The sequence below is a fragment of the Sphingomonas sp. BL-S-28 genome, from assembly GCF_055521515.1.
Map to the genome: position 1 here is coordinate 2,990,883 of NZ_CM145484.1, position 22,138 is coordinate 3,013,020.

The following is a 22,138-nucleotide window of genomic DNA, read 5'->3' on the forward strand; positions in this document are numbered from 1 at the left end:
TTTGAGGATGGCAGATATGGATTTCTCGATCGAACCTGAATTTCAGGAAAAGCTGGACTGGATGAACAAGTTCGTGCGCGAGGAAGTGGAGGCAATGGACCTCCTGTTCCCGCAGGGCAGCGAGCAGTTCAATACCCGCAACCGTAAGGCGCGCGCCATGGCCAAGAAGCTTCAGGCGCAAGTCAAGGAACAAGGCCTGTGGGCCTGCCATTTGACGCCGGAAATGGGCGGCAAAGGCTATGGTCAGGTCAAGCTCGCGCTGATGAACGAGATTCTCGGCCGTACTTCGTGGGGGCCGGTGATTTTCGGATGCGCCGCGCCCGATACCGGCAATGCCGAAATCCTCGCGATGTTCGGCACCGAGGAACAGAAGGCACGCTACCTGCGCCCGCTCCTCGATGGTGAAATCTTCTCGACTTATGCGATGACCGAGCCGCAAGCTGGCGCGGATCCGAAGGAATTCACCTGCCATGCCTGGAGGGAAGGCGACGAATGGGTGATCGAAGGCGAGAAGTGGTACGCCTCCAATTACAAGAACTCGTCCTTCGTTATCGCCATGGTCATTACCAACCCGGACAATGCGCCGCATGAGCGCATGTCCATGTTCCTGATCCCGTCCGACACCCCGGGCATCGTCGACATTCGCGACGTGGCGGGGATGAACGATCCGGTCGACAATGGCCACCATGCCTACCTGCGTTTCGACAAGGTGCGCGTCCCCCTCGACGCCATGCTGGGCGGCCCCGGACAGGGCTTCAAGCTCGCTCAGGCGCGCCTCGGCGGCGGCCGTATCCACCATGCCATGCGCGTGGTCGGCCAGTGCCAGCGAGCACTCGAGATGATGCAGGAGCGCGCGGTCTCCCGTCGCACGCAAGGCCGGCAGCTCGGCGACCACCAGCTCGTGAAGGCGGCCATCGCGGACAGCGCCATGGAGCTCGAAATGTACCGGTTGCTGATTATGAAGGCTGCGTGGCTGATCGACACCCAGCCTCATGGCGCCGCTCGGATGCACATCGGCATGGCGAAAGCTGCCATGGCGCGGGTATACCACGACATCGTCAGGCGTGCCGTTCATCTCCATGGTGCGCTTGGCACGACCCATGAGACGCCCCTGGCGCGCATGTGGATGGGCGTTCCGATGCTTTCGGTCGCGGACGGTCCCACCGAGGTCCACCAGGTGCAGATCGCCAACGCACTGCTAAAGCAGACCACACCTGCGCAGGGCCTGTTCCCAAGCGAGCATATCCCTACCCGCACTGCCGAAGTCGAAGCCCGCTTTGCGGCCGAGCTCGCGGAAATCGAACGCGAACTCGCAGCCTGAGCGTTCGGTGTTCAGGGGATCGCGCAAGTTCGCGGTCCCCTGGCCTGCCTCAGATCCGCCGAACGAGAACGTCGCGCTCGGTCAAGGAGTCCGGACCGACCCACAGAGCGTCGACCAACCATCACCAGAATTGAGGGAGGAAAGCCTCATGTCCGGTAAGCAACCAGGCAAGAAAGCGAAAATCGCAGCTCGCGTTATCGAGGTGCTCGAGTTCTTCGACGAGACGACCACTGAAGCCACTGTCATGGATATTGTGCGGCGCTACGATCGCCCGCAATCAAGTACCTCGGAACTTCTCTCGAGCCTGGTCGAACTGGGCCTGCTTTATAAGGATCCCTATTCGCGCGCATACAGCCTCACGCCGCGCGCCGCTCTGATCGGCACGTCGGGTCAACCCGCACTCATGCGCGACGGCCGCATGGTTCGGCTGATGGACCGGCTACTCGCGCAGACCCGCCACTCGGTAGTTCTGACCTCGTTCGTTGGACTCGACGTGCAAATTGTGGCCTGTCGCCGCGGCGCTTACGCGCTCCCATCCACGCGCCGGCTGAATGGAGGCATGAAGGAAGCTTCAATCCACAGCTCTGCAGGCTGGATGATGCTGTCAACGTTTCACCGGCAGCGCTGCGAGGGCATGGTGCGACGCATGAATGCCGAAGCGCAGGACAAGGATAAATTTCAAGTTTCCGAGATGCTTGAGCGTATCGACGCATGCCGCTCGCAGCGCTGCGTCATCGGACCTGCAGGTTTCGACGCCGGAAGCCAGGCGTTCTCGGTGCTCGTTCCCAATCAGCCCGACGGTTCGCCGATGGCAGTAAGCCTCGTTCTCGGCCGAGACGGAAACCACAATCCCGCGGCACTGCTGCAAACCGTCAGCACGGCAATGCGCTCGTGCCTTCCGGATCGCCCCGTAGACGTCGAAGCCCTGCCATTTGCTGCATGACGGGCCGCCGGCACCAATATTGGCGCCGGCGCCTGCACTCTGCGATTGGTCCAGCAAAGGAATGGCCGAGTAGCGGCGTTCATCCGCCTCGGTACGATGCGCGAGAGATCATGATCTGCGCTATCGAGCCGATGCCGGCCGCATGAGCCCACTGGCTCGGGGCTGAACACACTCGCGAAGGGCCAAATCGCCCTCGGCAGCAGCATTGCCAGGGCTGCATCGATCTTGGCTAATCTCGCGTCCGTTAAGGTGCCGCCCCGCCGTGGCATGCCGGTTCGAACCCTGTTTCGATCTCGCCGCGAGGCCGCGCCGCGTCACCAGCAGCCTGGAGCGGTATAAAGAGCGCTCTATAAACTCAACCGCAATTCATGCAGGCGAGCCGGATCCTGACCGACGCCCATCCTCCCGTGGCCCATTGCATCGTTCAAAGGTATGTCTTTACAATCCACACACCGACATACGCCGATATTTTCGAGCATAAATCTCATATCAGTGCACTCATATGTTGACCGTCATACGCTCAAGGGATACGAATCGTTTAAGCCAAACGAAAGAACGATTCCCTAAGGGAGATAATGGCTGTCACGGGAAGGATAATAGAGATGCCTGAATTAGTGCATCGCGGTATGTTTCCGGCCGTCGAGATTTCACAACCGCACATCCCATTGAAAAACAGGAACTTGACTGGGTTCGAGCACAACGCGCTCGCGCCAGCGGACACGCCCTGCCGAGCCTGAGCGCTCCTCGGACGCCGATCCGACCGATAAATTCAGAACCTGCCTGGATGGCCTAGCTGCGCCGCACAACGAACGGCGCCGATTCAGCCGTGCGCGATCGTCGCGGGAAGCTCGCCATGCCCCGCCGCGATACGGGAAGCACGAGATCGGCCGGCGCCGAACGCGGGTGACAAGCTTCGATTTCAAAACGGAAATTCAAACCAAACAGAACAATTGTGGGGGAACATATGAAGTGCAACATTCCGACACTTCTTGCTGGCACGGCACTTTGCTTTGTTTTTGGCATAACCGGCGCCCAGGCGCAGGACGCCGGAACCAAGCCGCCTCCCGATTCACCGCAGCAATCCGTCAACGCGTCCGACGTGCCGGACAGCAACGCAATTATTGTCACCGCCCGTCGCCGCGAAGAAGTAATACAGGACGTCCCGCTCACCGTGCAGGCGACATCCGGCAACGCTCTTGAAAAGCTCGATCTTCGTCAATTCGACGACCTCGGCAAAGTCATCGCCGGCATCTCGCTCGACAAGTCGGAGAACGCGATCACGATGCGCGGGGTCAGCTTCAATGTGCTGCAGCGCACCAACCCAACAGTCTCCACATACATCAACGAGGCCCCTCTCCAATCCACGTTCCTGTTCCAGTCGCTCTTCGACGTTGGCCAGATCGAGGTGCTCAAGGGACCACAGGGAACGCTGCGAGGCCAATCCGCGCCGACCGGCGCCATCATCCTGACGACCCGGCAGCCCGATCTCTATGAAGTCGGTGGATTCGGCGCTGCGACGATCACGAACCAGGACGGAAGAATGGTCCAGGGCGGCGTCAACATGCCGGTGATCGACGGAAAATTCGCACTGCGCGTTGCCGCCATGTACGATCATAACAACGACGGCGGCGTTAAGAGCGTCAACAACCCCGACGATCCCTATTCGAACACAAGGATCTTTCGCGCCACGGCCCGCCTCGAACCTGTCGATGGTTTGAGCGCCACTATCATGTATCAGGACCTTCTCAACCGGCAGCTCGATTTCGGGGTAGCCGGGGGCCCAGACACGGCGTTGATCGGAAGCGGCGCGCCCGCTGGAACAATCAAGGCCGGAGGATATGCCCTGCCCTTTGTGCGGGTCGCAGGATCCAACGGCCCTGTCATTTCGGAAGGCGACAATACGTCAGTCACCGAATTCGGGGACAAGGGCCGCACGCGCCAGCAACTCGTGACAGCGCATGTCGACTATCAGATCGCAGGCCAGAAACTCAGCTACGTCGGAGCCTGGTCAAACAATCGCAACACCGGATGCTGCGCCTACGGAGACAAGGGCAACCTCATCTCCGGCGATTACAGCGCGGTCAATGTCGCGACGGACCTTACTCGCTGGAGCCATGAATTGCGGCTGTCGTCGGTCGAGCGCATAGCCAACATCTTCGACTACGTCGTCGGTGTCTTCCATGAGCGGGAAAATACCAACAACAACATCGACACAGGCCCTGTCGCATTCCTGCCGGGCGCCTTCGGGTCGCCGCTCGGCGCCCCCATCGCCGGGCCGCCGAACACCGACTATACTATCAGCGTCAACAGCCTCGACGTGTCGCACAACACCGAATGGTCCTACTTCGCGAACGTCGTCGCCCATATCGACAGCAGAACGGAACTCTCCGGCGGTCTGCGCTTCATAGACAACAAGCTCACCGACACGCGAACGAATACCTCGAGTGCAGCACGAGTCGCTGTCGCGCTGCCGATACCCTGCGCATTCGTCCACCTGACAGCGAGCACGCTCTATCCGGGCGCATGCGAGACGGCCATCCCGAGTTCGATCACGACGGACGACACCTCCAAGCGCTCAAAGCCGGTTGTCTACAGCGCCACACTTTCCCATCATTTCACGCCGGATCTGCTGGCCTATGCAAGCTTCGGCACATCCTGGCGCCCGGGGCCAGTGCAAAGCTTCATCAATGGCGCGAGCGATCCGAAACTTCAGGGCCTCACCGAGCTCAAGGACGAAAGCACCAAGTCCTACGAAGCAGGGTTCAAGACAACCATCTGGAACAATCGCCTCACGTTTGACGTCGCTTACTTCCACCAGGACTACAAGAACCTCGTCTTCACCGGTGGGACCGTGCCCTACCTCGCGGATCCCAACGGCAGCGGCTGCACCGCCGCGGGTTCGTGCAGCGTCAACAGCGCGACCAACCTGCTCTCGAACATCGATGCCAAGGTCGACGGGATCGATGCTGACTTCAGCTTTGTCATGAACGATCACTGGAACATCAGCGGCGGCATCAGCTGGGCAAACGGACGCTATTCCAACCAGCTCGTGCCATGCAACGATGGTAACTTCGACGGCATCCCGGACACAATCACGCCGACGGTCGCCGATTTCACCAGCCGCAACCTCCACATTGCCCAGTGCAAGACGAGTGGCAAATCCAGCCCGACCTCGACATGGAACGGCACGCTGCAGTCCGAATACACGCAGCCCCTGACCGGTGAAATTGACGGCTTCATCAGCGGCCTGCTGACATATCGGCCTAAAAACCCGAACCTGCCGGGCTCACCCTACACGACGCCGGCATACGCCCTGGTCGACATGCACGCCGGCATCCGATCTCCGAAAGGCAATTGGACCCTCGAGGTCTTCGCCAAGAACATCTTCAACGACCGGACCGTTCTGACGCGCGGGTTTACGGACGTGGCCTCCTCGGGCCTCACAAACGTCTTCGGGCCATCGGGCTATTCGACGATAAGCTACGTGCTTCCCCGAGAAGTGGGCGTCACGCTGCGCGTCGCACTGGGATCGAAGTAAGCGGCAGAACCGTCAGGCGCGAGCGGTCGACATTGACCGCTCGCGCCCTCGCCTTTGCCCTCGGATAGGCGTCAAGTCTTTCGGTGCGGTTCCGCAGATTTGACGGGTCCCTTCAGCTATTACTCGCCTGCCTCCAGCGCGGTTGGTTCATCGGATGCCTGGGACGCCCGCCCGACCCACAAACTGCGCTCATGTAGCGCCGCTGCACCCGCTGCCAGGACATCGCCCTCGGCGATCGCCTCTGCTTCCATTATCTTTGCCCGCTTCCACTTGCGTACAAAGGTACGATGGCGCTCGAGGTCCGGGACAAAATAATCAGCAGCCCCGGAGTCAGCGATCCGCTGACGCGCAAATGCCGCGTTCACTCGAAACAGGAGTTCGACGTAGGCTCCATTGATGAGCGCAAAGACAGCAGACCGCATGGCCTGCTCCGCTGCCGCCAACTCTTCAACCGAGACGTCATCATCCACGCTCTCGATGATCCGCGTCAAACCGGCCGCAGTCTTGCGGGCCGCGGCCCGATCTGCGGCAGCAGCCTGCCGCATCACCTCGACCCACAGGGACGTGGAAACCATCGCAGTCCATTCCGCGCCAAGTCCCAGCGTGTTGAGATAGCCGCACACGACAGTCTCGACGTTCTCGACACTCGGCCTTGCCGAAAAATACCCGCCCTTCTTGCCGCGGATGACGCGCAGCACACCTTCGCGCTCGAGAAGGCGGGCCGCTTGGCGCAAAGTCACGCGCGAAACGCCGACAAGCTCCAGAATCTCGTCCTCGCTGCCAAGCAGCTCACCATCAGGCACACGCAATGCAATTTCTCGCATGCGCGCGGCTGCCGCTTCTATCGGAGAGGTGATTTTCTTTTCCATCCTGCTCATTAACTTCATGTCTCGCACCAAGTCTAGCAAAGCGCATCGCGGTACGCAGGTTATCGTCCAGCCCCGCGCCGGCCGCGATGGGGCAACGCCCGCTGATGAATTCCTGTCTGTCAGCAGCCGGCCCCAAATTGGCCAAGTCCACCCTGCCCGCGTCCCCGTAAATCGTCCTGAGTGCCCGCACTCTGGCGTGAAATGCAGGCCGGCAGCCGCTCGCTTCAGATTGCCTCAAAAGGAACGCCGATGTTCAGACCTGCCGGATCAGAGGTAGCCCCTCTTCATCTTCCGCAAGATCGATCTCGGCGACTTCTTCGAATGTCGGGAGCGAATCCTGCGATGCCGGTCCATCGGTATCGGGCGTCTGCCCGCGAGCGTTCAATGCGGCAAGAGTTGCCTCGTGCTGCTCGCGGCCATAGCGATACTTGAGCAAGGCCAAGGTCACGCCGCCAAAGAGCACCCCCGTCACGACGAGGTAGGCGATCACCATGTGATCGATGGTAGCTTCGGGAACACCCTTGCGCTCAGCACCGACCGGAAAGGAAACGAAGGTCAGAATGACTCCGGCCCCCAGCGTTCCAAGCCCCTGGGTCGCTTTGCGAATGAGGCTGTTCACTGCCAGCAGCAGCCCTTCCGATCGCCTTCCGGTCCTCATCTCCGCCTCTTCGACCAGATCGGAAATCATCGATCCGAGCATGATGTAGGTCATCGTTATCGCTGCGGGCGCGGCGGCCATCTGCAACATGACTACACCGAACAGCGCCGGACTCTTTGGTTCAAGAATTCCGCCTACGCGCATGAGCAAGGGCACGGCCGTAGCTATGACATGCAGCCAGCCGAACAGAACGGCCGCGTTCCGCTTCCCCATCCTGGCGCTGATCATCGGCGCAGCACTGGTCGACAGCGTACCGAGCATTATCGGCACGATGAAGAGCGACATCTCGGCCTGACTGAACTGGTAGACATAGAGTGTCCAGTACAGCGAAAGCGCAGCGCCGATGCCCGATCCGATCGAAATGAAAAAGCCGGCAGAAGCCACCACGAAAAAGGACCTGCTGCCGAGAGTCGACGCCATCTCGCCGACGATCTGTCCCATCGTCCGCTTCGCTGCGGGAGGAGCCTGCTTGACGGGGATCTGACGCTGAAGCCCGAGACAGCAGCAGATGATCGTGAGGAAGATCAGAATCCCGGTAAACCAAGCGAAGCCCGGATAGCCGTCGGGAGACAGAAGGCCGCCAGTTCCGTCCGAACGCTCCTTCATGAAGACAAGATAGGCGCTGAGCCCGACGAGAGTTCCGCCTATCGCCTCAAACAGGTAGCGAATGGTGAACAGCTTCGTGCGTTCGTTATAGTCGGGCGACAGTTCCGGAATGAGCGCCACATGCGGAAGGTCGAAGGCGCTGTCGAAAATGCGCACGCCGATGACGCAAAACGCCAGATACGCCGTAAGTGCCCCATGCGACCAGCCATGCGGCGGGATCCAGAGCATGATGAAAAACACTGTTACGGGAATCGCCGAGCCGTACATGAACGGCAGCCGGCGGCCCCAGCGAGAGCGATGGTTGTCCGAGATATGACCGACCAGCGGGTCAATAAACGCGTCGACTAACAGGGAGGCCATGAGAACGGTCGATACCGCTATGGCTGGAAGCCCTATGACCTGATTGTAATAGAGCATCAGAAATGATGTGATCGGGACCGTCTTGGCCGAGCTTGCGAATGCCCCCAGTCCATAGGGAACGCTGATCCGCCAGCCGACTTTGTTGGGAAGCGGTTCTGTCATGACCGGGCCGTTTCGAGCGTCTGCAACGCGCGCGCCCTCCACTCAGGTGCGTTCACCAGTCTGCCCATTCGGCCTCCTGTCCCTGGCAATTTGCAGGTTAAGCCAAATCGGCCGCCCGAACCGCCTTTATCATTGCCCGCATACTAGCACCTCGCGTGAGGCTGGCAACCAATAGAGAATGCTTTTTGTGTATCAGATCGGCCATATCAACGCGAATCGCTCGGAAATCCGCAAATTGAGTGCATTGTAAATGGGGTTTTGCCTCCAGGCATTGCCCCCGACGGACTCCCCCGACTCGCAGTGCCATGCTCGAAAATCTCGCTTTTAGAGAGCGCTCTTTACGAAACAAAAATGAACCACCCATTTTCACCTGATGATAAATGGCTGTTTTTCGGGATTTTACGATGACGCCATACCGACTCCGCGTTGTTGCCTCTGTATAGAGATATCTCTAGAATGGAGATCGAGGGGCATTTCCGACCCCATCGAAAACAACTGTGTTCACGGAGAGCGAGATGGCGAACTTGTCCGAAGGCGAATGGATGATCTCTGTCGATGATCACCTCATCGAGCCACCGAACACATGGACCGATCGACTTCCCGCGAAATACCAGGAAGATGCACCGCGCTGGGTTGCCGACGAGCGCGGAGAAACCTGGCTGTTTGACGGAAAGCGCTTCCCCATTGGAGGCGGTGTAACTGCGGGTGCATTCCCGGTCGAAAACCGCCCCCAGCCTTTTCAGCCGCTGAAATGGAGCGAGATTCCTCGGGCATGCTACGAGCCGGCCGCGCGGATCGAAGCCATGAATACCGATCGCGTCGCCGCGGCCCTGATGTTCCCCAACCTGCCCGAGTTCTCGGGAAATCTGTTCCAGCGGATCAAGGATCGCGAGCTCGCCCTGCTTTGCATACAGGCTTACAATGACTGGCTGCTGGATGAGTGGTGCACGCCGCATCCGGATCGCTTCATCGGCCTTGCCCTCATTCCCATGTGGGACCCCGGCCTTGCGGCGGCCGAGGCCGAACGTGCGATCGAAAAGGGTGCGCGCTCGGTCGCGTTCAGTCTGGCACCTCAAAATCTGGGCTTCCCGGGCATCCACAGCCATAACGGCTACTGGGATCCGCTGTTCTCGGTGATGAACGATGCCAACCTCCCCCTGTCGTCGCATCTGGGCACCGATCTCAACACAGAGGTGACCCTCTTCGACATGGAAATGATGACCGCCCGGATGAAGAAAGGCGGCCTCGACATCGGCAAGGTGCGCGAGCACGTGAGCAAAGGTGAGGATGTCGAGCTCGCCAAGCTCGCCTCTGCATCGGATGGGCCGTCAGAGGGTGACACGGCGCGACGCCGGTCCACCACTTCGACGCATCCTCGCGCCGCCGGCATCATGACCCAGTTCGGCGCGCAGGCCCCGTTGCTGGAATGGATTTTCAGCGGCAATTTCGACCGCTTCCCCAATCTCAAGGTTGTCCTGTCGGAAAACGGCATCGGCTGGATTCCCTCCATCCTCGCCTCGGCCGACTGGATGCTTGAGATGAGCCGGTCGCGCGTGACCCAGCCCCACGATGCGGAAAACACCCCGATGATGTCCGAGGAAGCTCGCAAGATGGCAGAGATCACGCTTGAAGCACGCGCAGAGCGAGACAGGAACGCGCCTCTGCCGAGCGACGTGTTCAAGAAGCACATCTACGGCTGCTTCATTCACGACAAAGTCGGCCTGAAGCTGCTCGACGAAATCGGCATCGAGAACGTGATGATCGAGACCGATTTCCCGCACAACGCGACATGGTACCCACATTCAATGGAGAAGGCTCAGGAGAGCCTTGCCCATCTGGACGCGGAAACCCGCTACAAGATCTTGCGGGGCAACGCCGAACGTGTCTTCCAGCTCGAGCGCGCCACCGTACCGGCCTGAAGAAAAGCGCCACCAGTTCCGGGCCGGGAGCGGCCCGGAATTTCCTCCAATCCTGAACGATTTGCGCCGCCATCGACCGCGTCCGCCGGCGGGCAGGCCCGCCCGATCGTTCACAGGAAGCAGCGCGCGCAGCGCTCGGAAACAGCGAGTTGATGGCGAGTATCCCGCTCAAGGGTAAGCATCTCAATCGCCAGAACCTGGCGATGGGTCCTATCGGCCCCGGCTTGTTCAACTTTGCCCTGCCGACAATGGTCGCCAACATCCTTCAATCCCTCAACGGCTCGATCAACGCGATGTGGGTCGGCCATCTCGTCGGCCCGGCGGCATTGGCGGCTACGGCCAATGCCAACATGCTCAACATGATGATTGGCGCACTGGGGTCCGGGATAGGCCTGTCCGTCACGATATTCATCGCTCAGGCTGCAGGTCGCGCCGACCATGCGACAATGCGGCGCATGGTCGGCGCAGGCGCCTTCATCTTCATGGTACTGGGCAGCCTTGCCGCTCTGGGCGGGTGGATATTTGCCCCGGCGTTGCTGCGATGGCTCGCGACGCCGGAGCCCATTTATCCCCTCGCGCTTGCCTACGCGCGGGTGATCTTCCTTGGGCAACCTCTCGCGCTTTTCCTGGTACTATTGCAGCAATCCGTGCGTGGGACCGGTGATGCGGTCACTCCGCTTATCTTTCTCGTGCCATCGACGATCATAAGCGCAACTCTCAATCCGCTGCTGATCCTGGGCTTCGGTCCGCTGCCCGCCGCCGGCATCGCGGGCTCGGCAATGGCGAACATCCTTGGCAGCTGCGCGTCGCTCACTCTGCTACTTCTGCATATCTACAGGCGCGACCTTCCGCTGCGACTTGCACGCGCCGAACTGGGCTACCTTCTTCCAAAACCGCACATCCTCAAGTCGATGGTGACCAAGGGATTGCCTGCCGGCGTTCAAATGGCGGTGGTTGCAGCGGCTTCGCTTGCCATAATTGGTCTGGTCAATCGCGAAGGGACTGAGACCGCGGCTGCCTACGGCGCGGTGAACCAATTGTGGACCTATCTTCAGATGCCGGCGCTCGCGATCGGCTCAGCGGCCACGACGATGGCGGCACACAGCATCGGGGCCGGACGCTGGGACAGGATCGGCAAGATCGCCGGCACCGGAATTCTCCTGAACCTGGGGCTTACCACCGCGGCGCTTGCGGTCCTCTGGGTCGGCGACCGTGCTCTCTTGAGCCTGTTCGTCCAGGGCAATGAAAACGTCATCGCGACCGCGCGGCACATCAACCGGCTGAGCAGCTGGAGCTATCTTTTGACCGGCGCGATGATGGTCCTCAGCTCCATCCCCCGGGCCAACGGGGCTACCCTCCCGCCCCTTGTAATCATGATCATCGCCTTCTTTCCCGGAAGGCTCGGCGCCGTGCATCTGCTCTCGCCCTACCTCGGCGCTGACGCGATCTGGTGGAGCTTCCCGATCGGGGCTGCCATCTCCCTCGTGCTGACGTCGCTGTATTTTCGGTACGGGGGATGGCGAGGCGCGGATCTGCTCGGCGATCGAACCAACTCCAATGCGGCTGCCTGACGGCCGCGCCCAATACCCACAACCAAAAAAGCGAAACGGAGAGAAGTCATGCGATGCTGGCGCAAAAGCCTTCGGATAGTTCTGGCAGCGAGTGCGGCCGTTACTCTCGCAATGCCCGCTCTTGCACGCGATGGCGCCTCGCCGCCAACGGACGCACAAGTCCGGACACGCGCCGACAGCATTCTGGCGCAAATGACGCCCGAGGAAAAAGTCGGCCAGCTCAGCCTCTATTTCTATCTGGCGCAGATCCCTCAGCTCAATAAGCGGGCTGATACGGCGCTCGACACCGGTCTCGCAGGCGGCCTGCTCTTTCTCTCCGACCCAGCGCAGATCAACCGCCTCCAGAAGCTGGCCATAGAAAAATCGCGCCTGAAAATCCCCCTCCTGTTCGCCTTCGACGTCGAACACGGTTTGCATACGATTTTCCCGGTTCCCCTCGGCCTTGCCGCAAGCTGGGACCCGGCAATGATGGAACAGGTTCAGGCTGCCTCCGCCGAGGAGGCTCGAGCAGTCGGCATCCACTGGGTGTTCGCACCGATGCTCGACATCGGGCGCGACCCACGCTGGGGCCGAGTCGTCGAGGGATTGGGCGAGGATCCGTTCCTGGCCTCCGCCATGGCAGCCGCGCAGGTCCGGGGATTCCAGGGTCCCACGATCGGAACGCAGGGCCGCGTAGTGACAGCGATCAAGCATTTTGCCGGTTATGGCGCTTCTACCGGCGGTCGGGACTACGACGAGGTCGAGCTTTCCGAAAACGAACTGTGGAACAGCTATTTTCCACCTTTCAAGGCCGCGATCGACGCGGGCGCGGGAACCGTCATGGCCGCCTACATGAGCCTGAACGGCGTTCCGGCCAGCGCAAATCGTTGGCTGCTGACCGATGTTCTGCGCAAAACGTGGGGATTCTCCGGCCCCGTTGTCAGCGACTCGGGGGCAATTTCCTCGCTCAAGACCCAGGGGCTCGCTCGTGACGACGAGGCTGCGGCATCCATGGCGCTTGGCGCGGGTCTCGATATGGAACTCGTGCCTCCGATGAGCGCGCCTGCCACTCAAAAGCTCGCAGATGCCCTTGGTCAGAACAAGGTCGAGCCAGACCAGATCGACGACGCGGTACGCCGAATACTCGGCCTCAAAATCCGGATGGGCCTGTTCGAAAACCCTTACGTCGATGAGAAGGCGGCTGCGCGGACCCTCGGCGACCCGCGACATGTCGCCCTTGCCCGCGAGGCAGCAGAGCGCTCTGCGGTTCTGCTGCGCAATCAGGACAATTTGCTGCCGCTCGACCGAAAGAAAGTGAAGTCGATCGCCGTGATCGGACCGCTTGCCGATGCCGGTTTCGACCTCCTCGGACCCTGGACATTCGCGCAGAACAAGCCCCCGGAAAGCAGCATTCTTGCAGGCCTCAAGGACAAGCTCGGGAAGTCAGTCACAGTGGCCTACTCACCGGGCGTAGCGATGCCAAAGCGCCCGAAGCCCTCACCGTTCGCCATGGTCGAAGGGGGCCCGCCGGCCCCGGCGCCAATCGAGGAGACGGCCGAAATCGCGCGCGCCGTCAGCCTTGCAAAGGATAACGATGTCACGATCATGGTCCTGGGCGAATCTCGCGAAATGATCGGCGAGTCGGCTTCGCGATCCACTCTGGATCTCCCCGGGCGGCAGCAGGAATTGCTCGACGCCGTGGTAGCGACAGGTCACCCGGTGGTTGTGCTGCTGGTGAGCGCCAAGCCGCTCGATCTCAAGGACACGAAGGCTTCCGCCATTCTGGACCTGTGGTATCCCGGCTCAGAAGCCGGAGATGCAGCGGCAAACCTCCTGTTCGGCGACGCCGTGCCTGGAGGGAAGCTGCCCTTCAGCTGGATACGCAGCGCGGCCCATGCTCCCTACGACTATGCCCATACCGTGTCGCACGATCCCAAGAATGCGAATGAGCGCTACTGGAACGAGACCAATGCCCCGACTTATCCGTTCGGCTATGGCCTCAGCTACACCCACTTCAGCTACGCGAACCTTAGTGTTGGCCGAGGCACGGCGAAGATCGGCGAAAGCGTTCCCGTTTCCGTCGAGGTGACAAACGACGGTACGCGCGCCGGAGACGAGGTCGCGCAGCTCTACATACACCAACGGGCAGGATCGGCCGCCCGGCCGGGCATCCAGCTCAAGGGGTTCCAGAGAATATCTTTGAAGCCGCACGAGACCAGGAGACTGCAATTCGAGATCTCCGCCGAGGATTTGCGATACTGGAGTGCTGCCAAAGCGACATGGACGCAGGATGCCAGCCCCATCGACGTCTTCGTCGGTTCCGATTCGACAGCGAAACTCAAGGCCAGCTTCGAAGTCGTCGAATAGGCCCAGAAGGATTGTTACGGGGGGATCGCACGTTCAAGCGCGCGCAAGCAGTTCCCTCGTGGCAACCACAGCCTTTGCAAGCCTGTCCCGGGGGCCGAGGCCTGCCTCGGCTTCACTTCGAAGCGGGACTTCCAGTGCGAAAACACGCTCGCGCGGCAAGGCGCTCACCACCTCGGCAAGGCCAAGCTCGCCCTTGCCCGGTATGACACGCTCGAACATCGATTCTTCGAAATAGCTGTCGAACCTTGGAGCAAGCGGCGCATCGCAGATCTGCACGTAGTCGATCAGTTCGGGAGGCAGCCTGGCGATATCGGCCGCAGTCGCTCCCGACCGGACGAAGTGCATCGTGTCGATAAGCAGGCGGAAATTGTCGCGGGCGACATGTCGCACGGCATCTAGCGCTGTTTCCAGATCGGCGACGGCAAGCGAGGGCGCGAACTCTACGGTGGCGACCATATCCCGCTCGCCTGCCATTTCGGCAAGCGCGGCGAACTGATCGAAGCTGCGGGACAAATCACCGTCCATGCTGACGGTGTTAATCCGCACCACACCAAGTTCCCTCATCAGATCGAGGTCGCCCGAAAGCGCGGCGACGTCTCGCCCCTCCCGCACCGTAAACCCTTCACCTAGCGAGATCGACACGCCGGTGTCCTTCATTGCGGCGAGCATCTCGCGCCGCAACTGCGCATCGTCGCGCAGCGAGTAAGGATCATAACCGTGAGGATTGAAGCCGTAGCTCGTCAGACCGGTAGAGATGTGCGCACAACCCAGCTCGGCCGCGAGCGTGACGAACTCGACCGGCGGAAGGTTGAATACGCTGATTGCCTCAATGCCGATCTTCATTGATTTCTCCCTTTCCGGCATGCGCGATGGGCAATCGATCGCCCCTCATGCCAGCAATCTCGCCCGGATTTCCTTCAGTTCCCCGAGACTGACATCGAGGACGTCACGCAAATATCCTTCGATGCTGCCGTGTCGCTGCTCGATGGCCTCCAGGGCAGCCCCTAGGTAGTCAGGATCCGCCTTGCCGATCGCTTCGACGACACCAGGCGCCTGCCGCGAGAGACGTCCTTGCGGCCGACTGATCCGCTGCGATTGACGCTGGAGAATTGCATTGGTCAAAAGATAGTCTTCGATCACGATTTCTCGCGGCACTCCAAGGGCTTCCAGAACGATTGCCGCTGCCACGCCAGTCCTGTCCTTACCTGCCGTGCAGTTGAAAATGAGCGGCACTTCTCCCCGCTTGATCTGATCGAAAAGCTGCCGGTATGCGCCGGCAAGCTCGAAAGGCAGGTCACCATATCCCGCCAGCATGCCCGCTCTTGCTTCATCCGCCGTCGGATAGCCCGCAAGCATCGCGCTCCTGAGATCGGCGAAGCTGGCCTCGAAATCGCCGGCCCAATAATTCAGACCCTCATCGCCAGCGCATGCGAAGGGTTCGCGCTGCCGCTCTTTTGTGGTGCGAAGATCGCAGATCGCCCGCAGTCCGGCGCTGCGCAGCAACCGCCAGTCACTTGCAGTGAAATCGACTGGACTGCCTGACCGAAAGAGCAATCCAAAGCGCACCACTTTCCCGTCAGTTGCCGGGTATCCGCCGAGGTCTCGAAAATTTCTGCCGCCCCCCAGCTCAAGGGAGCGGAGCCCGGAAGACGCGCTGTCCTGCCCGTGATCTGTCACTGCACCGCCGCTCCCGCCTCTATGCTTCTTGCCGGGAAGCGGAGGGCTCTTGATATGCCTCTTTGCATCCGCTCAGCCCGGGCCGCCTGGCTCTGCTCGCCATTGCGATCCAGCTTAGATGAGGTTGGACGATGCCACCATCGCGGCAGGCAGAAATCGCTAGGGCGCGGCCCGCCAGAGAGGCACCTACTCCAGCTTCAGATTTGCTTCGCACATGAGCAGGGAACTTGGGCGACAGGGCTGCCTCTCACCCGAAAAGGAACGGTTGCACCTCGGTGGATTTTCCAGTTGCCCATTCGCCGCAAACCTCGCGGAACGTGTCGACAAACGCGGCCTGCAAGTCCGTGGGCCGCCAGTCCGATCGGGTGGTAATGCCAATGCGGCGCTGCAATTTCAGGCCCTCCCCGTCGAGCCGGGTCAGCAAACCCGATCGCGCTTCAAACAGGAACTGATCCGGGGACAGCAGGGTGAGCCAATCGCCATCCAGCATGAGCCCGCGGATCACCAGCAGGGAACCGCACTCGATGCGCAGTCTCGGCGGCTCGAGACCCTGGGACGTGAACATCTCTTCCCACCGCCGCCTGCCCGGTGTGCCGCTGGCCGAAATCACCCAGGGATATTCGAGCAACATCTCAAAGCTGAACGGCCGCTCCGCCAATGGATGACCGGACCGCGCGACGATGACCGGATCGTCCGAAAACAATCCCTCCTGTGCCACGTCGGCAACGGGCAGAGGGTCTCGCAAGGCTCCGACAAGGATATCGAGTGCCCCGTGGCGCAGGCTGCTGAGCAGCTCCGGATAGGGTCCCTCGACGATGTTCACCTGGGCTTCCTGAAACCTGCGGGCGAAGCGCGCGAGTGCCTGCGGCAAAAGCACTGCCTGCGCGACCGGCATCGTTCCGATCCGGAGGCGGCCGCCCCCTTGCGAACGCAAAGCCTCCAGCTCGTCCACGCCCGCTTCCAGTTCCGCCCGGACCAGACTGGCATATCGCAGAAAATGGGCAGCAGCCGGCGTCTTTCCGACTGTCCGCCCCTGTCTCGTCAGAAGCGGAACGCCGAGATGCTCCTCAAGTTCGCGGGCGGAGCGATGGAGGGCGGGCTGGGAAAGCTGAGTGCGTACGGCGGCCAGAGCAAAGCTCCCCGCTTCATCGACCGCCATCAGGGCGCGCAACTGGCTCAGCGTCACGCGCCGCGCGATATGCGGCAACACCGGGAGGCGCGCACTGCGGCGAATGGCCTGCCCGCCGCGCTCCAGATAGGCCAGAGCGCGCTCTACGCGCACGATCAGGCGAGACCCAGCGGTGGTAGGGCGAACCCCGGTAACCTGCCGCTCGAGCAGCGTGTGGTGAAGCTGCGATTCCAGACTGGCAACTGCCTGGGTAACCGCAGGCTGCGAAAGATTCAGTTCCTTGGACGCCGCACTCAGCGACCCAAGGCGGGCCGCGACTGCCAGTGTGTCGAGGTGCCGCAGATTGAGGCCCATCGGGTCAAGCATACAAACTTCAGCTTTGCTTATGGTTGGTTCGCATTTCCATATTGCCGAAAGGCGCAACAGAGCGTGTAGATAGATCAACACACGGGTTGAGGATACGATCAAATTGAAGCGCGGTCTTATGGTTACGAATGCACGGATGGCCTGAGGGCCACTCCAGGGCAACCGCGTTCCATTCGCTGAGAGCCCTTCGCTTCGCGATCTTATTTCGGCGCAAAATTGACGTTCTCACGTGGGGTTCGTTCATCCCGCGAGGCAACGCCTCGAGCAGATGGCCAACTGAAACATGAGATAAGAAAAGCCATGAAAGCATTGGAAGAGAAGAAGCCCAAAGGGCGTTTCGGCATATTCGGCCAATTGTGGTTCCAGGTGCTCGCGGGCACCCTGATCGGCATCCTGCTTGGACATTTCGCACCGCAAGCGGGCGTCGCCATGAAGCCGCTTGGCGATGCTTTCATCAAGCTTATCAAGATGATGATTGGCCCAATCGTCTTCGTCACCGTCGTTCACGGCATCGGCGGCATGAACGACATGAAGAGCGTGGGCCGCGTCGCGCTGAAATCCATCATCTATTTTGAAGTGATCACGATCCTGGCGCTGGTCTTCGGCCTGATCGGCGTGAATTTGTGGCAGCCCGGCGTGGGCATGAATATCGATCCCTCCTCAATCGATACCTCCGCGATCCAGGGTTACGTCGCAACCGCGCACGACCAGTCGATCTCGGCCTACCTCATGGCGATCATTCCCGAGACATTTCCCGGCGCACTGACCGAAGGGCACGTCCTTCAGGTTTTGCTCGTTGCCGTCCTGTTCGGTCTCGCCATGGCCGCAGGCGGTGCGCGTTCCAAGCCCATGATGGATGTGATCGAGAGCGCCTCGCAGGGGCTGTTCCGGATCATCGGCTACATCATGTATTTTGCCCCGCTTGGCGCCTTCGGCGCGATAGCCTTCACCGTGGGCCAGTTCGGCACTGCCTCGCTGCTCTCGCTGGGCGAGCTGATCCTTGAGTTCTTTGTGATCTGCGCGGCCTTCACCGCAATCATAATGGGCACCGTCTCGTTGTGGTGCGGCGTGAACCTGCTGCGCCTGCTGGGATACATCTGGGACGAGATCGTTATCGTCGCCGCAACGACATCGACCGAAACGGTGCTCCCCCGCATCATCGAAAAGCTGCGCGCCCTCGGCTGCGAGGAAAGCGTTGTCGGGTTCGTTGTGCCTGCGGGTTACTCGTTCAACCTTGATGGTACGTGCCTCTATCTAACGACAGTCGCTGTGTTCCTGGCACAAGCGACGAACACCCACCTGACGTTCTGGCACGAACTCGGTCTGATCGCGGTGCTGCTGCTCACCTCGAAAGGTGCTGCAGGAGTTGCTGGCGCCGCATTCGTCGTCCTGGCTGCAACGCTCAACACCACGGGAACAATTCCGGTCGCAAGCATCGCGCTGATCCTGGGCATTCACCGGATCCTCGCCGAAGGTCTGACATTCGTAAACCTGGTCGGGAATACGGTCGCAACGATCGTGATCGCGAAATGGGAAGGCAAGCTCGACGAGCGAACCCTGGCAGCAGCGGTCGGCACGAACGCTGCGCGCAAGCGCCTGGGCATTGCTCACTGACCGAGCCCTGGAAGTACCAATTGCAATAACCCGGCCGCGCAACGACGCGGCCGGTAGTGGAGAGTCGCATGTCTATTCGCCGCGTTCTGGCCATCGCACTGGCCTCGCAGGTCCTGCCCACAGGAGCCATCGCCCAGGATCAGGCGCCATCGGTCGCCCCCCAAAATCCCCCGGAACCCGCAGAAGCAACCGAGTCGTCGGGAGCAGAGCAGGCAAAGCCCAAGGCAGGCAACACCCCTTCCCCCTCGGCCCCATCGGCGCCTCCCCTATCCGGCTTTGCGCACTTCCAGAAAGAAAACGTCGTCGGCCGTGAGCTTCGCAGCCTCAAGGCAAAGGGCATCGACCTCACGCTCGATTTTGTCGGGAACATCGCGGGAAATCCCGTGGGCGGGAATCGCAAGGGCTTTGCCGAGTCGCACTGGGTCAGCGGGGGAGCCAACATCGACCTTGAAAAGGTGCTGGGCTGGTCCGACACGACGCTTCACGTGCAGGGAGCCTGGTTCAGCGGCGACAGTCTTGGTCGCAACTACATCGGCAACTCCATCAGCTTCCAGCAAACATGGCGTCCGGTCCCCGGGCCGCGGTTGACACAGTTCAACATCGAGCACGATTTCGGACGACTGAACATCCTCGCCGGACGCGCGGCCGTTAATAGCTATTACAACAATTCGCCGCTCAACTGCATGTTCATGAGTAATACGTCCTGCCTCACCGCATATGGCGGCATCAGCGACATTGGCATCACTGCATTTCCGAACTCATCGTGGGCCGCCAAGGCACAATACTCGTTCACCAAGCAGGCCTATGTGCAGCTGGGCGTCTTTGACTATAACAACGACCTGAACCTCAAGGGCAAAGGCGGCCTGGACTTGTCTTTAGGCAAGGGAACGGGCGCGCTCGTCGCGGGTGAAATCGGGTACGTAAGCGATTTCAGCCAGACGCGCCTCCCTGGCCTCTACAAGGCGGGCTTCTACCTGAATACAGATGGCGGGCAGAGCCCGTATTACGACGCCAATCATGCCTCGGCAGCGCAATCGGGACGTCCTCGTGCCGCGCTCAGCGGCAACCGTGTCGGCATCTACGCAATGGTCGACCAGACGGTATTGCGGGCTCCTGGAGCCAGCAAGCGCAACCTGGCGCTGTTTGCCCGCGCGTTCTTCAACGTCGGAAATACCCAGCAACTGGACTGGTTCGGATCCGTCGGCTTTGTCAAAACGGGGACGTTCGTGGGGCGCGATGCCGACACCATCGGCTTTATCGTATCGAACACGCATTTCAGCGATCAGCAAATCGCCTACCTTCGCGATCTTCGCGCCAAGGCTGGCGGTACCGGTTCGCCCAAGTCGAACGAGATCATCGCCGAGCTGAACTACGGTTTCGCGGCCCTGCCAGGCCTGCGGATAATGCCGAACATTCAGTACGCGATAAATCCCGACCCGATCTACGCGAGCAACCGCAAGACCGACATACCGAATGCTCTCGTTCTGGGCGTTCGTGTCGATCTCAAGCTTGCGCAATTCTTCGGCAAGTGACCGCAAGGCGGCAGCGACCTTCCGACCTTCACAGGCCGGAAGGTGAGCCAGTATCAACGCACCGGTTACCCCTTAGACGAGTGGCTTGGCATCATCGGGCCATACCGGGCCAGAGGTTCCAAGTTCGACCGCCGGTGAGGACCAGGCCAGGGCGGCTCCTCCAATATCCAGCGGCGAGCGAAGGCGCCGCGCGTCTCCCCAGGCGGTCGATTCCACGGCGAGAGTGAAATCGTCACTGCCTGGCTGGAGACCCAGCTCCCCCTGCTCCTGGGCAGGGCTCCGGGCGAGCAAATCGCCTGTCTTGGCAAGCGACAGTCTGGCGCAATTGATGCCCAGTCCCTGAACGGCCCGATCGAGCGCCGCCAGGACCGCTGCTGCCATAAGGTAGCCGGTCGCATGGTCGAGCGCCTGGACGGGCAGCGGCGTGGGCTCTTCCCGGCCCGCCCATTTGCGGCCCGCATCGGCTATTCCGCTGCTCATTTGCACCAGGCTGTCGAACCCCCGGCGATGCGTCCATGGACCGGTCCATCCATAAGCGTCGAGCGACACTTCTATCAGATCCGGTTTGAGGCGCCGCCGCATGTCCTCTCCAAGGCCGAGGCCCTCCAGAGCCCCGCGGCGATATCCGTGAACGAGAACGTGAGCGCCGGCCAGAAGATCCCTGAACGACGAGCGCCCCTCAGGAGTGTCCAGTCGCATCTGAGCGCAGAGTTTGCCCAGAGTGACGTCCGGCACGATGTTCGGCTCTGCCCAGCCCGGAGGATCGATCCTGAGCACAGTAGCCCCCAGACCCGCCAGAGTGCGCGTCGCGACAGGACCTGCGATGACGCGCGTCAGATCCAGAACCCGCAGGCCCGCGAGCGGCTTTGCCCGTGTCGCGTTCCATGCCTTCAGCGATGCTCTGCCCTCTACGCTCCACGCGACAAGAGGTTCGGATGCAATTGCCCTTCCTTGAGGATGGTCTTTCCATTCATCGCGCGATCGCATCTTGGCCGCTACTCCGCCTTCAGCGACAATTGCCGCTTCAAGCAGCTCTGCGTCCCAGCCCGCCACAGCCGATGCGACTGCTTCACGGGCAGGCTGCGCGCCCAGCACCTTCAGGGCCGCACGGCGATGATGCGGCAAGTTTGTATGCAATTTTATCCAGCCGTCGCGAGTGCGATAGTCTCCGGCCACGATATCCCAGACGGGCGGCAGCTCCCATCCAACGGGATAGATCGAGCGACTTGACCAAAGCGAGGCAAGGCGGCGGTCGACGGTTACGGACGGCGGGGCCGGCACTATGGCCATCGACGAGAGAAGCGAACTTGCCGCAGTGCCCACTGCTCCGATTGCGGCGCTCAGAAGATCTGTAACGGCAAAGCATGATGGGAGCCGGCCGGCTCCTGACACTCGCGCGACTTCGCCCGTTCCGAGGGCTGCCTGAATTTCAGATGCAATCATGATCGCCTGCCACGTTTAGCGCAAAGCCCTCCTACCAGACAAACGCTGCCGTCACGCTGCCAAACGGCTTGAATTCTGCGCACT

14 protein-coding genes are annotated in these 22,138 nt (G+C 61.0%); 8 read left to right on the plus strand and 6 right to left on the minus strand.

Going from position 1 to position 22,138, the window contains the following annotated elements; all coding sequences use genetic code 11:
* The first annotated feature begins 16 nt into the window (after positions 1–16).
* The 3 genes from ACZ1JC_RS22770 to ACZ1JC_RS22780 all read left to right on the plus strand — a co-directional run bounded on the left by ACZ1JC_RS22770 (position 17) and on the right by ACZ1JC_RS22780 (position 5,802).
* Positions 17–1,321 (plus strand): acyl-CoA dehydrogenase family protein, encoded by a 1,305-nt coding sequence (locus ACZ1JC_RS22770; protein ID WP_465137999.1) that lies wholly within the window; start codon positions 17–19, stop codon positions 1,319–1,321.
* Between the two features lie 148 nt (positions 1,322–1,469).
* Positions 1,470–2,264 (plus strand): helix-turn-helix domain-containing protein, encoded by a 795-nt coding sequence (locus ACZ1JC_RS22775; protein WP_465137998.1) that lies wholly within the window; start codon positions 1,470–1,472, stop codon positions 2,262–2,264.
* A gap of 964 nt (positions 2,265–3,228) precedes the next feature.
* Entirely contained in the window at positions 3,229–5,802 is a 2,574-nt protein-coding gene (locus ACZ1JC_RS22780; protein ID WP_465137997.1) for a TonB-dependent receptor, read from the plus strand.
* A gap of 119 nt (positions 5,803–5,921) precedes the next feature.
* Here the strand turns inward: ACZ1JC_RS22780 and ACZ1JC_RS22785 are convergent, their stop codons facing one another.
* Together ACZ1JC_RS22785 and ACZ1JC_RS22790 are read right to left on the minus strand one after the other, a co-directional pair.
* Positions 5,922–6,671, minus strand: a complete 750-nt coding sequence (locus tag ACZ1JC_RS22785) for a GntR family transcriptional regulator (protein ID WP_465148444.1) — start codon at positions 6,669–6,671, stop codon at positions 5,922–5,924.
* Positions 6,672–6,924: 253 nt separating this feature from the next.
* Positions 6,925–8,457 (minus strand): MFS transporter, encoded by a 1,533-nt coding sequence (locus tag ACZ1JC_RS22790; RefSeq protein ID WP_465137995.1) that lies wholly within the window; start codon positions 8,455–8,457, stop codon positions 6,925–6,927.
* Positions 8,458–8,972: 515 nt separating this feature from the next.
* Between ACZ1JC_RS22790 and ACZ1JC_RS22795 the strand changes: the two genes are divergently transcribed.
* The 3 genes from ACZ1JC_RS22795 to ACZ1JC_RS22805 all read left to right on the plus strand — a co-directional run bounded on the left by ACZ1JC_RS22795 (position 8,973) and on the right by ACZ1JC_RS22805 (position 14,293).
* Positions 8,973–10,376: an amidohydrolase family protein gene (locus ACZ1JC_RS22795; RefSeq protein WP_465137994.1), complete on the plus strand. Its 1,404-nt coding sequence runs from the start codon at positions 8,973–8,975 to the stop codon at positions 10,374–10,376.
* Positions 10,377–10,528: 152 nt separating this feature from the next.
* Positions 10,529–11,947: an MATE family efflux transporter gene (locus ACZ1JC_RS22800; protein WP_465137993.1), complete on the plus strand. Its 1,419-nt coding sequence runs from the start codon at positions 10,529–10,531 to the stop codon at positions 11,945–11,947.
* Between the two features lie 192 nt (positions 11,948–12,139).
* On the plus strand, positions 12,140–14,293 hold the full coding sequence (locus tag ACZ1JC_RS22805) for a glycoside hydrolase family 3 N-terminal domain-containing protein (protein WP_465148443.1): 2,154 nt from the start codon (positions 12,140–12,142) through the stop codon (positions 14,291–14,293).
* Positions 14,294–14,326: 33 nt separating this feature from the next.
* Here ACZ1JC_RS22805 and ACZ1JC_RS22810 read toward each other — a convergent pair whose 3' ends face one another.
* From ACZ1JC_RS22810 to ACZ1JC_RS22820, 3 genes are all read right to left on the minus strand, one after another.
* Positions 14,327–15,136 carry a sugar phosphate isomerase/epimerase family protein gene (locus ACZ1JC_RS22810; protein WP_465137991.1) on the minus strand — a complete coding sequence of 270 codons (810 nt, stop codon included), beginning with the start codon at positions 15,134–15,136 and terminating at the stop codon, positions 14,327–14,329.
* Positions 15,137–15,181: 45 nt separating this feature from the next.
* Entirely contained in the window at positions 15,182–15,970 is a 789-nt protein-coding gene (locus tag ACZ1JC_RS22815; protein ID WP_465137990.1) for a tyrosine-protein phosphatase, read from the minus strand.
* A 247-nt stretch (positions 15,971–16,217) separates the two neighbouring features.
* Positions 16,218–17,627, minus strand: a complete 1,410-nt coding sequence (locus ACZ1JC_RS22820; RefSeq protein WP_465148442.1) for a LysR family transcriptional regulator — start codon at positions 17,625–17,627, stop codon at positions 16,218–16,220.
* A gap of 54 nt (positions 17,628–17,681) precedes the next feature.
* On the opposite strand from ACZ1JC_RS22820, the gene dctA reads away from it, so the two are divergent.
* The gene (dctA, locus tag ACZ1JC_RS22825) at positions 17,682–19,079 is read left to right on the plus strand and encodes a C4-dicarboxylate transporter DctA (RefSeq protein WP_465137988.1); all 1,398 of its coding nucleotides are present in this window, start codon (positions 17,682–17,684) and stop codon (positions 19,077–19,079) included.
* Positions 19,080–19,147: 68 nt separating this feature from the next.
* Positions 19,148–20,611: a carbohydrate porin gene (locus tag ACZ1JC_RS22830; RefSeq protein ID WP_465137987.1), complete on the plus strand. Its 1,464-nt coding sequence runs from the start codon at positions 19,148–19,150 to the stop codon at positions 20,609–20,611.
* A 72-nt stretch (positions 20,612–20,683) separates the two neighbouring features.
* On the opposite strand, the gene ACZ1JC_RS22835 is transcribed toward ACZ1JC_RS22830, so the two are convergent.
* Positions 20,684–22,054 (minus strand): CoA transferase, encoded by a 1,371-nt coding sequence (locus tag ACZ1JC_RS22835; protein WP_465137986.1) that lies wholly within the window; start codon positions 22,052–22,054, stop codon positions 20,684–20,686.
* Positions 22,055–22,138 lie beyond the last annotated feature (84 nt).